The 16,619-nt window shown below is 32.5% G+C and carries 14 protein-coding genes; all 14 read left to right on the top strand.

The window, feature by feature from the left end:
• Nucleotides 1–36 precede the first annotated feature (36 nt).
• The 14 genes from AC2UOP_RS02115 to AC2UOP_RS02050 all read left to right on the top strand — a co-directional run bounded on the left by AC2UOP_RS02115 (nucleotide 37) and on the right by AC2UOP_RS02050 (nucleotide 16,524).
• A complete protein-coding gene (locus AC2UOP_RS02115) occupies nucleotides 37–1,326 on the top strand; it encodes a M18 family aminopeptidase (RefSeq protein WP_484832461.1) in 1,290 nt (429 codons plus the stop codon).
• Entirely contained in the window at nucleotides 1,326–2,345 is a 1,020-nt protein-coding gene (locus tag AC2UOP_RS02110) for a lysylphosphatidylglycerol synthase transmembrane domain-containing protein (protein ID WP_484832460.1), read from the top strand. Before AC2UOP_RS02115 ends, AC2UOP_RS02110 begins: the two co-directional genes overlap by 1 nt.
• Nucleotides 2,338–3,015 carry a hypothetical protein gene (locus AC2UOP_RS02105; protein ID WP_019213650.1) on the top strand — a complete coding sequence of 226 codons (678 nt, stop codon included), beginning with the start codon at nucleotides 2,338–2,340 and terminating at the stop codon, nucleotides 3,013–3,015. The genes AC2UOP_RS02110 and AC2UOP_RS02105 overlap by 8 nt, the downstream gene beginning before the upstream one ends.
• A 147-nt stretch (nucleotides 3,016–3,162) precedes the next feature.
• Nucleotides 3,163–3,993 carry a CvfB family protein gene (locus AC2UOP_RS02100; protein ID WP_484832459.1) on the top strand — a complete coding sequence of 277 codons (831 nt, stop codon included), beginning with the start codon at nucleotides 3,163–3,165 and terminating at the stop codon, nucleotides 3,991–3,993.
• Between the two features lies 1 nt (nucleotide 3,994).
• Nucleotides 3,995–4,489, top strand: a complete 495-nt coding sequence (locus tag AC2UOP_RS02095; RefSeq protein ID WP_019213648.1) for a TDE2712 family protein — start codon at nucleotides 3,995–3,997, stop codon at nucleotides 4,487–4,489.
• Between the two features lie 23 nt (nucleotides 4,490–4,512).
• Complete coding sequence (locus AC2UOP_RS02090) at nucleotides 4,513–5,304, top strand: ABC transporter ATP-binding protein (RefSeq protein ID WP_106017752.1); 792 nt, start codon at nucleotides 4,513–4,515, stop codon at nucleotides 5,302–5,304.
• A complete protein-coding gene (locus tag AC2UOP_RS02085) occupies nucleotides 5,297–6,946 on the top strand; it encodes a hypothetical protein (protein WP_484832458.1) in 1,650 nt (549 codons plus the stop codon). Before AC2UOP_RS02090 ends, AC2UOP_RS02085 begins: the two co-directional genes overlap by 8 nt.
• A gap of 8 nt (nucleotides 6,947–6,954) precedes the next feature.
• A complete protein-coding gene (locus AC2UOP_RS02080) occupies nucleotides 6,955–8,340 on the top strand; it encodes an MATE family efflux transporter (RefSeq protein ID WP_484832457.1) in 1,386 nt (461 codons plus the stop codon).
• Nucleotides 8,340–9,731, top strand: coding sequence for a bifunctional UDP-N-acetylglucosamine diphosphorylase/glucosamine-1-phosphate N-acetyltransferase GlmU (glmU, locus tag AC2UOP_RS02075; protein WP_484832456.1), 1,392 nt, complete (start codon nucleotides 8,340–8,342; stop codon nucleotides 9,729–9,731). The genes AC2UOP_RS02080 and glmU overlap by 1 nt, the downstream gene beginning before the upstream one ends.
• A complete protein-coding gene (locus AC2UOP_RS02070; protein WP_484832455.1) occupies nucleotides 9,728–10,678 on the top strand; it encodes a ribose-phosphate diphosphokinase in 951 nt (316 codons plus the stop codon). The genes glmU and AC2UOP_RS02070 overlap by 4 nt, the downstream gene beginning before the upstream one ends.
• On the top strand, nucleotides 10,678–11,241 hold the full coding sequence (pth, locus tag AC2UOP_RS02065; protein WP_484832454.1) for an aminoacyl-tRNA hydrolase: 564 nt from the start codon (nucleotides 10,678–10,680) through the stop codon (nucleotides 11,239–11,241). Before AC2UOP_RS02070 ends, pth begins: the two co-directional genes overlap by 1 nt.
• A 7-nt stretch (nucleotides 11,242–11,248) precedes the next feature.
• Nucleotides 11,249–14,725: a transcription-repair coupling factor gene (gene mfd, locus AC2UOP_RS02060; RefSeq protein WP_484832453.1), complete on the top strand. Its 3,477-nt coding sequence runs from the start codon at nucleotides 11,249–11,251 to the stop codon at nucleotides 14,723–14,725.
• Between the two features lie 72 nt (nucleotides 14,726–14,797).
• The gene (locus AC2UOP_RS02055) at nucleotides 14,798–15,859 is read left to right on the top strand and encodes a peptidylprolyl isomerase (RefSeq protein ID WP_070599943.1); all 1,062 of its coding nucleotides are present in this window, start codon (nucleotides 14,798–14,800) and stop codon (nucleotides 15,857–15,859) included.
• A 23-nt stretch (nucleotides 15,860–15,882) separates the two neighbouring features.
• Nucleotides 15,883–16,524 (top strand): 50S ribosomal protein L25, encoded by a 642-nt coding sequence (locus tag AC2UOP_RS02050; protein ID WP_085840124.1) that lies wholly within the window; start codon nucleotides 15,883–15,885, stop codon nucleotides 16,522–16,524.
• The last annotated feature ends 95 nt before the right edge of the window (nucleotides 16,525–16,619 follow it).

The following is a 16,619-nucleotide window of genomic DNA, read 5'->3' as shown; positions in this document are numbered from 1 at the left end:
TAGTTTATAATTGTTATATAAAAGGGAGGAATCGATATGAATTCAAAAACTTTAGCAAAGGATTTAATCAAGTTTATTGATGCAAGTCCATGTGCTTTTTTTGCTGTTAAGGCGATGGAAGAAGAACTACATAAGAGTGACTATAAAGAATTAAAAGAAGAAGACAAGTGGGATTTAAGCTTAGGAGGAAAGTATTTTGTAAAGAAAAATGATTCAGCCATCTTAGCTTTTGAATTACCAAATACTAAAAAGGATCTTGCTTTTAAGATCATCGCTTCTCACTCTGATAGTCCATGCTTTAGAGTTAAACCAGAACCAGATATTTATCAAAATGGCTATCACAAGCTAAATACTGAAGTTTATGGTGGAGCTATCTTGCACACATGGTTCGATAGAGCTTTATCGCTAGCTGGTAGAGTATATACAAAGAATAAAGAAGATGCACTTCATCCAAAGATGCACTTAATTAATATTGACAAGGATCTTATGAGTATAGTAAGTCTTTGCATACATCAAAACAGAGAAGTAAACAAGGGTTTCGATATAAACGCTCAAAAGGATACTCTTCCAATTCTTGAGCTAATTAACGATACTGTGGAAAAACTTAAATTAGAAGATATCATAGCAAAGGAGTTAAAAGTATCTAGAGAAGATATTCTTGATTTTGATTTATTCTTATATGACAGAGAAGGCGGCAAGATTGTCGGCTTAAACGACGAATTTGTTCAAGTTGGCAGACTTGATAACTTAGCCATGGCTCATCTATCATATAAGGCGCTTATTGCTAATAAGGCTTCAAAGGCAATAAATTTAATTTATGTTTCTGATAATGAAGAAGTAGGCTCAATGACTAAACAAGGCGCAAACAGCCCATTCTTAAAAAATGTTATGAGAAGAATAATTTTAGCCCTTGGTTTAGATGATGAAGAATTTTATAGAGTAAAGGCAAAATCATTTATGATTTCATCTGACCTTGCTCACGCTTATCATCCTAATTATCCAGAAAAGTGCGATATAACAAACATGCCTAAGATGGGCGAAGGCGTTTGTATTAAGTACGCTGCAAATCAAAGCTATACATCAGATGCCGAGTCAGCTTCTGTATTTAAGCAATTTGCAGAAAATGCTGGAGCAAAGGTACAAGCTTTCTTAAATAGATCAGACGTTCGTGGCGGATCAACTATTGGCCCAATCAGTTCAACTCAATTAGATATAAAATCAGTTGACATCGGTAACCCAATACTTGGTATGCACTCAGTTAGAGAATTTGGAAGCGTTGAAGATCATTATAACTTGTATAAGATATTCACAGAATTTTTCAAATAATGAAGGGTAAAAAGACTAAAATCTTTTCTGTAATCGTAATTGCTTTATCTATAATAATAGTACTTTTAAGTGCATACTTTATTGACGGACCAGAGAAAATCATATCAACAGTTAGGCAAGCTAATGGATTTTATTTGCTATTAGCAGCCTTCTTGATATTTTTATTTTGGTTTTTTGGTTCACTTTCTCTTAATGCACTTTTAAAAGTGTTGGGTGCAAAACTTAGGCCAGTTGATGCATTTAAGGTAACTATGACAGGAGCCTTCTTTAACGCAATCACACCATCATCAACAGGCGGACAGCCTATGCAAGTTATGCGCATGAGAGACTTTGGTTTAGCTCCGGGTCTTTCATCGTCGGTAGTAATTTTATTACTTATAATAAACAATGTCGTTACACTTATCTTGGGATTGTTCTCGATATATTATTCCTATCATAGTTTAGGCAAGGCATGGTTCACTGGTCTTATGATGATTCTTGGCGTTGCTTTAAGCGTTTTAGTAACATTTTTAATAGCGAGCGTAATAATATTCCCAAGAAAGAGTAAAGAAATTATAGTTAAGATTGTAAGATTTTTTAACAAGAAGAATCCTAAAGAACAAATAGAAAGATTAGATAGACAGATAGATTCATTTTATGACTCATTTAGAGTATTTAAGATGGAAGGCTTATATAAACTTTTGCCTTGCGCAATATTTGTAGCATTACAAAACATATCTTTGTGGTCAATACCTCATGTAGTTTTTTCAGCCTTTGGCGGAATAACAGGCGATATAGTGCTAAGTGTGTGCGCTGCATGCATGGTCGCACTGATTTCAGGTTATGTGCCACTACCAGGAGCTGCGCTAGGAGCTGAAGGAGCATTCTTGGGTATATTTGGACCATTATATAAAAATATCTCGTCAATTGCCATAGTAGTGATACTTTGGAGAGTATTTACATTTTACGCACCAATCATAGTTGGAGCATTCTTTACAGTTAATTTCAAATCAGATAAAGAGGTAGAAAGAAATGAATAACGAAGAGAAAAAATATATACCAAGTGTCGATACAGTTCTTAGAAGACATGTACAAAAAGTTCCTGAAGCTGTTTATAGATGCTCAGGCATAAACATCATGGGAAGAAGGATTAAGTCCTTAGTATTTTCAACTGATGTTGCCATCATCAGAAATACTAATGCAGATGGAGTTATAGCTGTATATCCATTCACACCAGAGTTATCAATAACAAAGGCGATACTTGATGTTTCACCAGGACCAGTCTTTGTTGGTGTTGGCGGAGGCTTGACTACTGGCCAAAGAAGTATACAGATAGCTTTTCAAGCAGAGCTTCACGGAGCTTTTGGCGTAGTTGTAAACGCTCCTATGAAAAATGAAGTTATTAAAGAGATGTCTGAGTATATAGATATACCTGTAATTGCTTCAATCGCTTCATTTAATGACGATATTGAAGGCAAAATCAATGCTGGAGCAAGAATACTTAATATAGCTGGCGGAAGAGAAACAGCAAATTTAATTAGACACGTAAGAAAGATAGTCGGAGAGAAATTTCCTATCATAGCAACAGGCGGTCACAGCGATGAGCATATACTTGAGACAATAAATGCAGGAGCAAACTGTCTTTCATACACACCAAAAACATCGCCAGAGATACTTGAAGACATAATGATTGCTTATAGAGATAAATAAGATGATTCACCTCTATTATTAGAGGTGTTTTTCATGTTAGATGTGATTTTATTAGCTATATTATAGTTCTTATATTGACTAGACTTATATTGAAAAAAATTATTGTTTATGATATAATTATCATGAAATTTTATGAAGAGGTATTAAATGAACAATTTAGGAAAAACAATTGAAGCAAAAATAATTGCTAAGAATGGAAACGAATATACTCTAGAAGACTTTGATCATAACAGATATTATGCCAAGTCCGATGAAAAGCATCATGATATAGGCGATACTGTTAAAATTTTTAATTATCCAGTAGATAATGAAATTGTATCATCTTTTAGACTTCCATATATTGAAGTAGGCGAGATTAAGGCATTAAAGGTAGTTAGCAAAACAAAAATTGGCTACTTTTTAAACATGGGACTTGAAAAAGATGTTTTATTGCCATTTTCAGAAGCAATTAGAGATCCAAAACTTAACTCCATGGTACTTGTTAAGCTATATATAGACAAGTCTGGTAGACTTGCGACTACTATGAAGATAAGAAAGACTTTAGAGAGGTCTGATAATATTAAAAAAGGCGATATTGTTGATGGTATCATTTACAATATCTCTAGAGAATTTGGCTTATTCGTAGCAGTTGATGACAAATATGAAGCCATGGTGCAAAAGAAGGATGTCTTCGAAGACTATGAAGTAGGCGAGAGAATGAAGTTTAGGGTACAAACTGTTCGCGAGGACGGAAGGCTTTTATTAAGCACTAAACTTGAAAAGTCAGCTTATGACGAGCACAAGAGTGACTCGATTAAGGTATATGAAATTTTATTAAAGCATAAAGGTAAGATGAATTACGCAGATAAGAGCGATCCTGATGATATAAGGAAAGTCTTTAACATGAGTAAATCATCATTTAAAAGGGCAATCGCCATTTTGTATAGACAAAGAAAAATTATTATAAATGACGATTCCATCGAAATTAAGGAGGATTAATATGTCAGTAAAAATTAACACAGAAGTAATTGAGATGATGCTTTTCTTTTGGCAAAGCATTTCAGAGAGAGAAAAGGTTTCTGAAGACTACATTAGAAGCGTAGCAGAAAGAGATGAAATGAAATACACTTTCTGCGAAGGATTTAATGAAGAATCAGTTAGAAAAGTACTATCAGCTATATCAAATAATGAACTTTTAAGCGACGCTTCAAAAGAAGAAAAGAAGTTTTGGAACAACAATATGTGGATGACAGAGGATTTAGGCGTTGTAAACATGATGGTTGAGCCAATCAAAAAACTTAACTTAGACGGACTTAATGCTAACAAGACATTAATTTTCGTTCCAGGTCATTTAGAAGAAAAATATATCGATGGAGATACTATCGTAGTGAACTTCTTTAAGATAAATGTAGATATTTTCGGAGGAACAGGAGCAGTTACAGTTAACGGTAAAGACTTTAAAGACTATATCGTTGATTTAGTTCAAGGCAAATAATTAATAAAACATCAGGAGGCAGTATGGAGATATTAAAAGTAGAGCACTTATCAAATGCTTTTGATGGAAAAGAAATTTTAAAAGATGTAAATTTTACAGTTAATTCTGGAGAGATAATTGGCTATATAGGACCCAATGGTGCTGGTAAATCAACAACTATCAAGATAATCATGGGTCTTAATAGAGATTATTTTGGAGATGTAACTGTCTTTGGTAAAAATATTAAGGATTCACTTGACTATAAGAAAAAGATAGGTTACGTGCCAGAAGCGAGTGAAGTTTATGAGAATTTGACAGCAATTGAAAATATTGAGCTAAACGCAGCTCTTTATGAAATTGATATTGAAAGCGCTGTTCAAAGAGCTAAGACTATGCTAGAAGTGCTTGAGATGAAAGATGTGATGGATTCACAAATATCATCATTCTCAAAGGGTATGAGACAAAAGTATCTATTTGTTTTATCCTTATTGCACGACCCAGACATAGTATTTTTAGATGAGCCACTAAGCGGTATTGACGCAAACTCAGTTTTAGTAATAAAAGAAATACTTGCTTCGCTTAAAAATAAAGGTAAAACTATATTTTATTCATCACATATCTTAGAAGTAGTTGAAAAACTATCGGATAAGATAATTTTACTGCAAAATGGAAAAGTTATATTAAATGACAGCATTGACAATATTAAAAAGACTCTTAATAACAATGAAGGCAGTGATGAATCTCTTGAAAATATATTCAATGAAGTAACTGGATTTACAAATCATAAAGAATTAGCGGAAGAATTCGTTAAAGCCATGGGTGAGAGTGATGTTTAAATTATTCTCACTAAAAGTGCTTGATTTATTCAAGCCGCTTTTTAACGGACTTAAGGTTAACTATGAAAAGCTTAGAGCAATACTTAAGGCTAAGCTTATCATGGAAAACAGAAGAACATCTGCTTTTTCCAATAGCTTTTCGGGTCAAGAAAGCAATAGTAAAATATCACAATTCTTTCAAAATAGCAATTTTTTTAAAAGAGGCTATATATTATTTTTAATTTATGGACTAATACTAGCAGGACTTTGCGCTAGTATTGATGATATAAAAATAAGGTACACAGTTCTTTTTGCTGTAGGTATGTTTTTGTTCTTCGCAGGAATCATCGTAGACTTTACTGAAGTTCTTATAGATACAAGAGATAGAGACATTTTACTTTATAAACCTGTTGGCGAAAAAGAAATAAATTTAGCAAGGTTAATATCACTAATCATATATGTAGTGAAATTAGCCTTAATTATGTTTGGTCCAGCACTTTTGCTTACATTAGTAAAAAGGCCGCAAGAAGTGCCTATACTACTAGTTGAAGTAGTTATGCTATCTGTAAGCCTTGTAATGTTTGAATATATATTTTATTATGTATTATTTAGAATATTTAAAAATCTTAATATCAAATCTATAATAACAACAGTACAAGTACTGATCTTTGTTGTACTTATGATAGGCTTTCAAGTTTTTGGACACATTGTTGATAAAGAAATGGCGATAAAAATATTTTCAAGTGAAGCTTTTAAATATTTATTCATACCAATGTGGTTCACAGGACCATTTGAGCTATTATATGGCAATTTTGAAACTATAAATATAATTTATACAGTACTTTTAATTGTATTTTTCATTGGATTTATAGCGATAAATACAGCTATATCCAAAGATTTTGAAGAAATTTTATCCAAGAAGGATAAAGTTATTATAAATAAAAAGTCAAGCTTTTTACAAAGACTAACAAATAAGTTTTTTGCCAAGAATGATATGGAAAGAGCTGGGGTGAACATGGTATTTTGGATGAAGGGCTCTGATGAAAAACTAAAATTTCAATTAGGCTCTATATCACTTATGATAATTGTTTATCCACTAATCTTTTTATTTGCTGCGTTCAAGAAGGGCAGCGACCCAATGGCTGATATGGTTTTAAGAGATCATGCAAGGTTCGTGACTTTAATTAATTACATGTCATCTATGATGGCTCTGGGCATTTGGCAAATTTTAAATTATGCTACAAATTATAAAGCATCAGTAATACATTTAATCACAGGCAATCTAAGACTTAAAGAATTTAGAAATGGTGTAAAAAAGGGAGGATTATTTTGCTTTATATTTGTTCCAGTTTTGATAAATGCGATGCTTATGTCATTATTTGTAAAAAATGCTTGGTTTATTGACTATATCAATCCAATCATATTTATAATGCTATCAGGTATCATCGCTTCGGACCTTTTACTGAAGAATATACCATTCTCATTGGACATAACAAAGATTAAGAATGGACAAAAGGGATACTTTTGGGCTGGCATGGCGGCTATGTTTATAACAGCATTGCTTACAGGATTAAATGCTTTACTTATATTTTTAAACACACCATTTATATATTTATATTCATTAATTGGTTTAGGAGCACTAATATATTTACTTAAAAAATAGGGGAAACAATGAAAGCAATAGATTTGGACGAAAGACGAGACTTAATTCTTCATGGCGACATGAAAAAGACAATAATAACGCTCGCAACACCCATAGTTTTAAACAACATAATACAAACGCTCTACAATCTAGTTGATTCTTATTGGGTATCAGGTATTGGCGAGATAAGTTTCGCAGCGACTGGATTTATTTGGCCAGTTATGTTTTTGTTTATATCTATAGGTATCGGTTTATCAATAGCATCGACGAGTCTTATTTCTCAGCTCATTGGTAGAGGTGATATTCAAAAAGTAAAAACATATAAAGAAAATGTTTATATATTAACCATTATACTGTCTATCATATTAGTAAGTATAGGGATAGTTTTTTCTTCGACCATTCTTAAACTAATGGGTGCAGAAGGAAAATTATTCGTAGAGAGCAAGGCTTATCTGGATATTTTATATCTAGGTATACCCTTTGTATTTATATTTTTCTCGACGAATTCTATGTTTCAATCAGCTGGAGATACAAGAACTCCAACTATAGTCAGCGGTATATCAACAATAATCAATGCCGTACTTGATCCTATATTTATATATGATAAAATTCCATTCATTGGTCTACAAGGACTTAACATGGGGATTAAGGGAGCAGGGCTTGCGACTATATTGTCACAAGCTTTTATGGCAATAATTTTAATTATATGTGCAATTAAAAAAGGTTTAATTGATATAAACTTTTTTAAATATAAATTTGATAGTGCTGCCTGTAAAAAGATTATTTCTATAGGCGTTCCGTCATGCGTAGGTCAATCAGGTGAAGCACTAGGCTTTATCATACTTAATACTTTTGTTTTATCCTACGGTCAAGATACATTGACTGCTTTTGTAACAATAAACAGGGTCACATCAATCATATCGCAGCCACCAGGAGGTATAGGGCAATCAATAGTAAGCATAGTTGGTCAAAATAAGGGCGTTAAAAATTATGACAGAGTAAAACTTGCCTTTAGAACCGCTTGTAATATGTCAAACTTTATTTGCATACTAGGCTCAATAGTGGTTTGGATATTTAGAGATCAAGTTTTAGGAATATTTTTAAATAATGCAAGCGAAAATCTTATGTATCTTTCAAGAGAATATTTGTTTTTCATCTTGCTAACAAATTTTTGCATGGGTCTTTATAATGTTTATCAAGGACTTTTCCAAGGCTCAGGAAAAACTGATCTTGCGATGAAGATGCTTCTTGGAAGACTTTGGGTATTAAGAATACCTATGATACTGGTATTTAAACATGTATTTATGATGGGACCTATCGCAATATGGCTTGCGATGAGTTTATCAAATTTATGTACATCACTGTATGGCTACATACTATATAGAAAAGGTAATTGGAAAGGGGATATAATCTAATGAATCAAGCTATAATTCTAGCAGCTGGCGAAGGCTCTAGAATGAAATCATCTCTGATTAAGGTCTTGCACAAGATAAACGGAAAGGCAATGTTAAAGTATGTTTTAGATGCGACTGAAAGAGCTGGCTTTGACAAGAGATATTTAATTGTTGGCAACAACAAAGATAAGGTTATCGAAGAATTTTCTTCAGATAAAAGCATAGAGTTTATCGAACAAAAAATGGGGCCAGGTGAGCCTTATGGCACTGGTTATGCAGCATCACTTGCCAAGGGCCATATAAAAAATGATGATAATGTTTTAGTTATTTTTGGAGACACACCACTAGTTGATGAAGAGATATTAAAAGATTTTCTTAAATTTCATAAAGATAACGATAATAATATGACTATATTAAGTGCCATCTTAGACAATTGTGATGGTTATGGCAGGATACTTAGGGATAAAGATAATAATCTTACTAAGATAGTTGAGCAAAAAGATGCAAACGATGAGGAGCTTAAGATAAAAGAAGTTAATTCAGGAATTTATTGCTTCAAGGGCAAAGATTTTTTAGACGCAATAAATAATTTGAAGAATGATAACGTTAAAAAAGAATATTATCTAACCGATGCTGTTGCTTATCTATTGAGTAAAAATAAAAAGGTTGATGCATATATAAGCGGTGATCAAAATATTGCTCTAGGTGTTAACAATCAATTAGATTTATCCAAAATTGAAGAAATTGTAAGAAAAAAAATTATTACAAAATGGATGATAGAAGGTGTTTACTTTAAAAATCCATCCAATGTATATATAGAAGAAAATGTTAAAATTGGCAGAGACGTAGAGATATATCCAGACGTTATACTTGAAGGAAATACGATTATTGAAGATAATGTAAAGATATATGGCTACACTAGGATAAATAATTCACATATAGCAAAAGGAGTTACTATTGAGAGCTCATTGATTGAAGACTCATTTATTGATGAGAGGACAAAGGTGGGACCAAACGCACACCTTAGACCAAATTCAAAAATTGGAAAAGATTGTAAAGTTGGTAACTTTGTTGAAATAAAAAATGCTAGCTTAGGCGATGGAACGAAAGCTGGTCATTTAGCGTATGTGGGCGATGCAGATGTTGGCAGCAATGTCAATATCGGCTGCGGCGTAATCTTTGCAAACTATGATGGCAAGAATAAATACAGATCAAAAGTAGAAGATAATGCCTTTATAGGCAGCAATTCTAATTTAGTTGCACCAGTTGAGATAGGCGAGAACGCCTACGTAGCTGCTGGCTCAACCATAATAACAGAAGTTAAAAAGGATTCTTTGTCAATAGCAAGAGCTAGACAAGTTGATAAGATAGATTGGGTAAAAAATAAAAAAAATATGGAGGAAGAAAAATGAATTCATTTCTAGGACAACTAAAAGTTTTAACAGGAAACGCTAATAGAAAATTAGCAAAAGATGTATGCAAGCACTTAGGTGCAGAGCTTATTGATTCTGAAGTTACACATTTCTCAGATGGAGAAATAGCTGTAAATATCAAAGAAACAGTAAGAGGCGCTGACGTATTTATCATTCAACCAACACATGAACCAGTTAATGATAACCTTATGGAGCTTTTAATCATGATAGACGCATGTAAAAGAGCTTCAGCTGGCAGAATCAACGCTGTTATTCCATACTATGGATACGCAAGACAAGACAGAAAGACTAAACCAAGAGAACCAATCACAGCTAAATTAGTTGCTAATCTAATTGAAAAAGCAGGAGCAGATAGAGCTGTTCTTATGGACCTTCATGCAGGACAAATACAAGGCTACTTTGATATACCAGTAGACCATCTATCAGCTATAAAACACTTAGCAGAGTACTTCAAGTCATTGAATCTTAATGATGTAGTAGTAGTTTCACCAGACCTTGGCGGAGTTACTCGTGCAAGAAATTTTGCTAATGAATTAGACGCTCCTATCGCTATAATTGAAAAGAGAAGACCAAAGCCAAACGTATCAGAAGTTATGAACGTTATAGGTGACGTTGAAGGCAAAACTTGTATCTTAGTTGACGATATCATAGATACAGCAGGAACTATTTGTCATGCTGCTGAATATTTAACTGAAAAGGGCGGAGCAAAGAAAGTTTATGGCTGCGCAACTCATGGTGTATTGTCAGGACCAGCTATTGAAAGGCTTATCTCTAGTAAGCTTGAAGAGTTTATAATTACAGATACAATTCCTCTAAACATAGGCAATGTTACTGATAAAATCAAAGTTGTAAGCATAGCTGATCAACTAGCTAAGGCAATCGAAAGAATTCATAACAACGAATCAATAAGTTCGATATTTGATTAATGAAACTCATAGTAGGACTAGGCAATCCTGGAGATCGCTTTGATGGAACTAGGCATAATGCTGGCTTTGAAACGATTGACATCTTAGCTGATGAGTTAAATCTTAAGCTAAACAATGCTAAGTTTCATGCACAATTTGGCTACACGACATATAATGGAGATAAGCTTTATCTAATGAAGCCTATGACATATATGAACGAGAGCGGTATTGCTATAAGAGAGTTTATGGCATACTATAAACTTGATATCAAAGATTTAATTGTAATAGTTGATGATATCGATATAAATTTTGCTACGCTTAGGATAAAAAAGTCGGGAAGTGCTGGCACACACAACGGTTTAAAGTCAATTGTTTATCAGCTTAACAACGATAAATTTACTAGAGTAAAGATTGGTGTAGGCAAAAAGTCGGAACATTTTGATTTGGCAGACTTTGTTCTGTCTAGATACTCTAAAGAAGAAAAAGTAGATATAGAAAAAACATATAAAAACGCAGCTAAAGCGTGCCTTTGTATACTTGATAAAGGCGAAGATTATGCGATGAATATGTACAACGGAAAATAGGTGGAATATGGATATTTTACAAAAAGGCTTATTAGCTTTTCAATACAAAGATATAGTTAAGGACGTTAAAAACTGTTTAAGTCCAATATTTATTAATGGTCTTGTAGAAGAAGCTATAGGTGTTAGCGTTAAAACTATCCAAGATGAAACTGATACTAGCTCAATCATCATCACATATGATGAAGCAAGAGCAAGAAGAATTTATGAGGATCTAAAAAATTCTCATGCCAATGTATATTATTTAAAAAAGAGAGAGATGCTTTTTTATAATGTTAGCGACTCCTCTTTAGAAACTGAATATTCAAGGATACAGACGCTTATGTCTGTACTCAAGGACAAAAACTCTATCTTGATAATGGATGTAAAAACTCTTGATGAAGAGCTTATCTGTCAAGATATCTACGAGAGCCTAAGTTTTAGCTTAAAGACTAGTCAAATCGTTAATATTGATGAATTAACTAGTTCTTTAACTGAGCTTGGATACAAAAGAGCAAGTATCGCCTCTAATAAAGGTGAGTTTGCTCTTAGAGGCTCTATTGTGGATATATTTGACTCGATTTCTGATATGCCATTTAGGATAGAGTTTTTTTCTGATGAAATTGATTCTATAAGAATATTTGATAAAGACACACAGAAAACTATTGCAACGACTGAAGAAATTATTATTAATCCGGCGAGAGAAATTTTAATTCTTGATAAATATAAAAAAAACATTATTGATAATTTAAAAAAAGATTTTGACAAGACAAAAGAAGCTAACAAAAGCTCATACTCACTTATGAATGAGAAGTTTAAAGAATATTTTGAGATGCTTAAGGAAGATAGTTTTGATAAGAACAGATCATTGCTATTAAGATATATTCCTGATAAATTCAAGTGCAGCATCTTTGATTATTTTGATGAAAATACTTATATTTATTTAGATGAGAGTAAAAGACTTGAAGAAGAGTATGATAAGTACATAAATTTTCACTCTCAAGAGATGGAGTCCTTATATAAGAACGGCGAGATACTACTAAAAGAGTTTAACGCCATCATGTCATATGGTGACGTTCTTAGTAGGATTAAGAAGAATAATTTACTTTTATTGTCAAATATATTATTAAATACAAAAGATTTTAATCCAAAAGCTATTTACAATTTACATTTAAATTCTGTAACAAAGTATAATTCTAAGTATGAAGCACTTATTGATGATTTAAGGCATTATAAGCTAAGAGGCTATAAGATACTTTTATCGATTAAGGACCTTGAAAGATATGATAGAGTTTATTCTCTATTAAAAGATAATGACATAGCTTTTATACAAGAGGATGAAGTAGATGACAAGATTTTATCAAATCAACTCTTATTAAGAAATGATTCATCTACTAGAGGTTTTGTATTTAGTGAAAATAAATTTATAGTTTTATCTGAAAATGATATTTATGGCTCGCAAAAAGAAAAACTTAGAAAGAAAAAATCTTCAAAGAAGCTTGATATTTCAGATATATCCGAAGGAACATATATAGTTCATGAAGACCATGGTGTAGGTATATATAAGGGCATAGTTAAGCTAGAAGTTCTTGGCGTAAAAAAAGACTTCTTATATATACAGTATAAGGGCGAGGACAAACTTTATGTACCAATCGCTCAGATGGATAGGATACAGAAGTTTTCTGATAAAGATAGCAAAGACGTTAAGATAAATAAATTATCTACAAATGACTGGATCAAGCAAAAATCAAAATCAAAGAAGGCTATTGAAAAGATGGCTGAAGATTTAGTTGAGCTATACGCAATAAGAAAAGAAAAAGAGGGCTATGCCTTTTCAAAAGATACTGCTTGGCAAAGAGACTTTGAAGAGTCTTTCCCATATGAAGAGACGAAGGGACAGCTCGAAGCAATTATCGATATAAAAAGAGATATGGAGTCAAATAAGCCCATGGATAGGCTTTTATGCGGGGACGTTGGTTTTGGCAAGACTGAAGTAGCCCTTAGAGCAGCGTTTAAAGCTATTATGGACGGTAAGCAAGTTGCATTCTTATGTCCAACAACTATACTTTGTCAGCAGCATTATGAGACAATTATTGAGAGATTTAATAAATATCCAATCCGTTCGGCCATGATGTCTCGCTTTAGAACAAGTAAAGAGCAAAAGCAAACAGCTGAAGAACTTAAAACACATAGCATAGACATAGTCGTTGGAACACATAGATTATTATCAGATGATGTTAGATTTAAAGATTTAGGCTTATTAATCATAGACGAAGAACAAAGATTTGGTGTTAGAGATAAAGAAAAAATTAAAAAACTTAAGGAAAATGTTGATGTTTTATCACTTTCAGCTACACCAATACCTAGAACCATGCACATGGCTTTGTCAGGCATAAGAAGTATGTCTGTTATAGAGGAAGCGCCTCAAGATAGATATCCTATACAAACCTATGTATTGGAGTATAATAAGAGTCTAGTTAGAGACGCGATACTTAAAGAGATGGATAGAGACGGTCAAGTGTTTTTTGTCTTTAATAATGTTGAGAACATTGAAAAAATGTATAATGAATTACAAAATTTAGTTCCTGAAGCAAGAATTGCCATCGGTCACGGACAAATGACTGAGTCAAAACTTGAAAAAGTTATGATGGATTTTATGTATCATAAATATGACGTTTTGCTATCGACAACCATAATCGAGACAGGTTTAGACATACCAAACGCAAATACAATTATTGTTTATAACTCAGAAAATATGGGTCTAAGCCAGCTTTACCAGTTAAGAGGAAGAGTAGGCAGAATGAATAGAATTGCTTACGGCTATTTCACTTATAAAGAAAATAAAGTTCTTACTGAAACACAAGAAGAGAGATTAAAGGCAATAAAAGAGTTTACTGAGCTTGGCAGTGGATATAAAATTGCTATGCGTGATTTGCAAATTAGAGGCGCAGGTAATTTATTGGGAACGTCTCAACACGGCCACATTGCTGCGATCGGTTATGATTTATATATCAAATATTTAAATCTTGCTATAAAGAAGCTTAGAGGCTATGAGGTTAAAGAAGATATTGATACAAGAGTTGACATCACCGTTGATGCTTATATACCAGATGATTTTGCTCCTGACGAATACATTAAGATGGATCTATATAAAAAGATAGCTGCAGTTGAAAACGAAGAGATGAAGAGCGAGCTTATAGATGAAATCGTTGACAGATTTGCCGATATACCTAAATCAATAGTTAATCTAATCGATATAAGCGAGATTAGATCCATGGCAAAAGAATTTTCGATAACATCAATTAATGAGGTCGGTGGCGATTTTAGGATAGAATTTTTAAACGATAAAGTTATCAATCCTCAATGGATAGCTGATATATATAAGAAATATAAGAACAGACTTTATATAAACAAGAGATATATGAATGTTATAAGAATATCTATAGAGGGCGAAAACAAGATAAAACTCATAAAAGATATATTAATTTTATTTAAAATGAGTAAATAGATAAAAAAAGCTTGAAAATTTATTTAAAAAGATATATAATAATCCTATGAGTAAAAATTAAGGGGAGATATGATGAAGAAAAACATTAAAATTATTTTGCTTGTTTTAACTGTGATGTCAATCTTATTTGCTACATCTTGTAAAAAAGCAGATGAAGATGCAGTAGCAACAGTTAACGGAAAAGCAATAAGTGAAAAAGATTTCACAGAAAACTATAAAGTATATGAACGTATGTATAAGCAACAACTTGGAGAAGAAGCGCTAAAGAAAACTGATAAAGACGGTGTTTCTTTTAAGAATAAGCTTAAAGATAATATACTTGAAAAACTTATAGTTGATGAACTTATTAATCAAGAAATCGATAAGAAGAAGATTGCTATCGAAGATGAAGAAGTAAACAAGTTATATGAACAAACAATCAAGGATATGGGCGGTAAAGAACAATACGAACAATTCTTGAAACAACAAAATATAACAGATGATTTCATTAAAGATAGTATCAAAAAAGATTATAAGCAACAAAAACTAGAAGAATCTTTTTATAAGGACAATAAGATTACTGATGAAGAAATCAAAGAATTCTATGATTCTAACAAGGATAAGCTTATAAAGTATAGCTTAAGCCAAATCATGGCGGACAATGAAGATGACGCTAAAAAGCTTTACGATAGACTTCAAGCTGGTGAAGATTTTGCTGAACTAGCTAAGAAAGAATCAAGCGATACTTACTCAGCATCAAATGGTGGTAAGATGGGCGAAGTTCAAGCATCATCAATGCCAGAAGAGTTCTTAAATGCAGTTAGCTCAACTGAAATCGGTTCTTACTCAAAAGTATTTAAGAGTGATATGGGATATCACATAGTAAAAGTTGAAGATAAAAAAGATCAACTTGAAGATTTAAAAGCTGAGATAGAACAAACATTAAAAACTCAAAAATTTGTTGAATACATGAAAGAACTTAGAGCAAATGCAGACGTTAAGAAGATGGATTTACCAGAAATTAAAGATGACGATGTAAAGACAGACGATGAAGCAAAAGATGCTGATAACAAAGACGCTGATACTAAAGACGACAGCAAAGACACTGAAACAAAAGATGACAGTGAAGCTGAAGACAAATCAGATAATAAATAAGTAATAAATTTAAGGAGGATATTATGGCTGAATACAAATTAAAAGCACAAAAGCGTGAAGCTGTAGGAAAAAATAAAGTTGATAAAATTAGACAAAATGAACAATTACCAGCAGCAATTTTCCAAAAAGGAAAAGAATCAGAACACATTACTATCAATGATCTAGAATTCAAAATGTTATACCAAAAAGCAGGTATGACAAGTATCATAGATCTTGACATCGATGGAGCTGTTAGACCAGCTATTATTAAGGAAATTCAAAGACACCCATTCAAAAATCAAATTCTACATGTTGGTTTCCAAGGAATTAACATGGACGAAAAGATTAAGATCGAAGTTCCAGTTGAATTACTTAACAGAGATGAAATCAGAAAACAACCATCTGTATTAAATCAACAACTTGATACTATCGAAGTTCTTGTATTACCAAGCAACATTCCAGATAGCTTCTCAATTGATGTTCAAAACATGGAATATGATGACTCATTTACAGTTAAGGATATAGTTGGTGACAACAAAGATGTTGAAGTACTTATAGATCTAGATGAAGTTGTATGTTCATTATCAGCACCAAGAGAAGAAAAAGAAGAAGAAGCAGTTGAAACTTCAGCAGCTGATGTACCTGTAGTAGGTAAAGAAGAAAAAGAAGAAGCAGACAACGAATAATATTGTTTATATGGCCTTGCCGCTCGTTAAGAGTAGCGAGGCTTTTTATTTTGTGTAAAATTATTTAATTAAAAATTAAATTATAATCAGTATAC

The organism is Fenollaria sp., assembly GCF_057222035.1.
This window is presented reverse-complemented; position numbering and strand designations above follow the sequence as displayed.

Coding starts and splice junctions, on each gene's coding strand:
- AC2UOP_RS02070 (WP_484832455.1), top strand. CDS start 9,728: ATGAATTCATTTCTAGGACAACTAAAAGTTTTAACAGGAAACGCTAAT.
- AC2UOP_RS02100 (WP_484832459.1), top strand. CDS start 3,163: ATGAACAATTTAGGAAAAACAATTGAAGCAAAAATAATTGCTAAGAAT.
- AC2UOP_RS02095 (WP_019213648.1), top strand. CDS start 3,995: ATGTCAGTAAAAATTAACACAGAAGTAATTGAGATGATGCTTTTCTTT.
- AC2UOP_RS02080 (WP_484832457.1), top strand. CDS start 6,955: ATGAAAGCAATAGATTTGGACGAAAGACGAGACTTAATTCTTCATGGC.
- mfd (WP_484832453.1), top strand. CDS start 11,249: ATGGATATTTTACAAAAAGGCTTATTAGCTTTTCAATACAAAGATATA.
- AC2UOP_RS02105 (WP_019213650.1), top strand. CDS start 2,338: ATGAATAACGAAGAGAAAAAATATATACCAAGTGTCGATACAGTTCTT.
- AC2UOP_RS02055 (WP_070599943.1), top strand. CDS start 14,798: ATGAAGAAAAACATTAAAATTATTTTGCTTGTTTTAACTGTGATGTCA.
- AC2UOP_RS02115 (WP_484832461.1), top strand. CDS start 37: ATGAATTCAAAAACTTTAGCAAAGGATTTAATCAAGTTTATTGATGCA.
- AC2UOP_RS02085 (WP_484832458.1), top strand. CDS start 5,297: ATGTTTAAATTATTCTCACTAAAAGTGCTTGATTTATTCAAGCCGCTT.
- glmU (WP_484832456.1), top strand. CDS start 8,340: ATGAATCAAGCTATAATTCTAGCAGCTGGCGAAGGCTCTAGAATGAAA.
- AC2UOP_RS02090 (WP_106017752.1), top strand. CDS start 4,513: ATGGAGATATTAAAAGTAGAGCACTTATCAAATGCTTTTGATGGAAAA.
- pth (WP_484832454.1), top strand. CDS start 10,678: ATGAAACTCATAGTAGGACTAGGCAATCCTGGAGATCGCTTTGATGGA.
- AC2UOP_RS02110 (WP_484832460.1), top strand. CDS start 1,326: ATGAAGGGTAAAAAGACTAAAATCTTTTCTGTAATCGTAATTGCTTTA.
- AC2UOP_RS02050 (WP_085840124.1), top strand. CDS start 15,883: ATGGCTGAATACAAATTAAAAGCACAAAAGCGTGAAGCTGTAGGAAAA.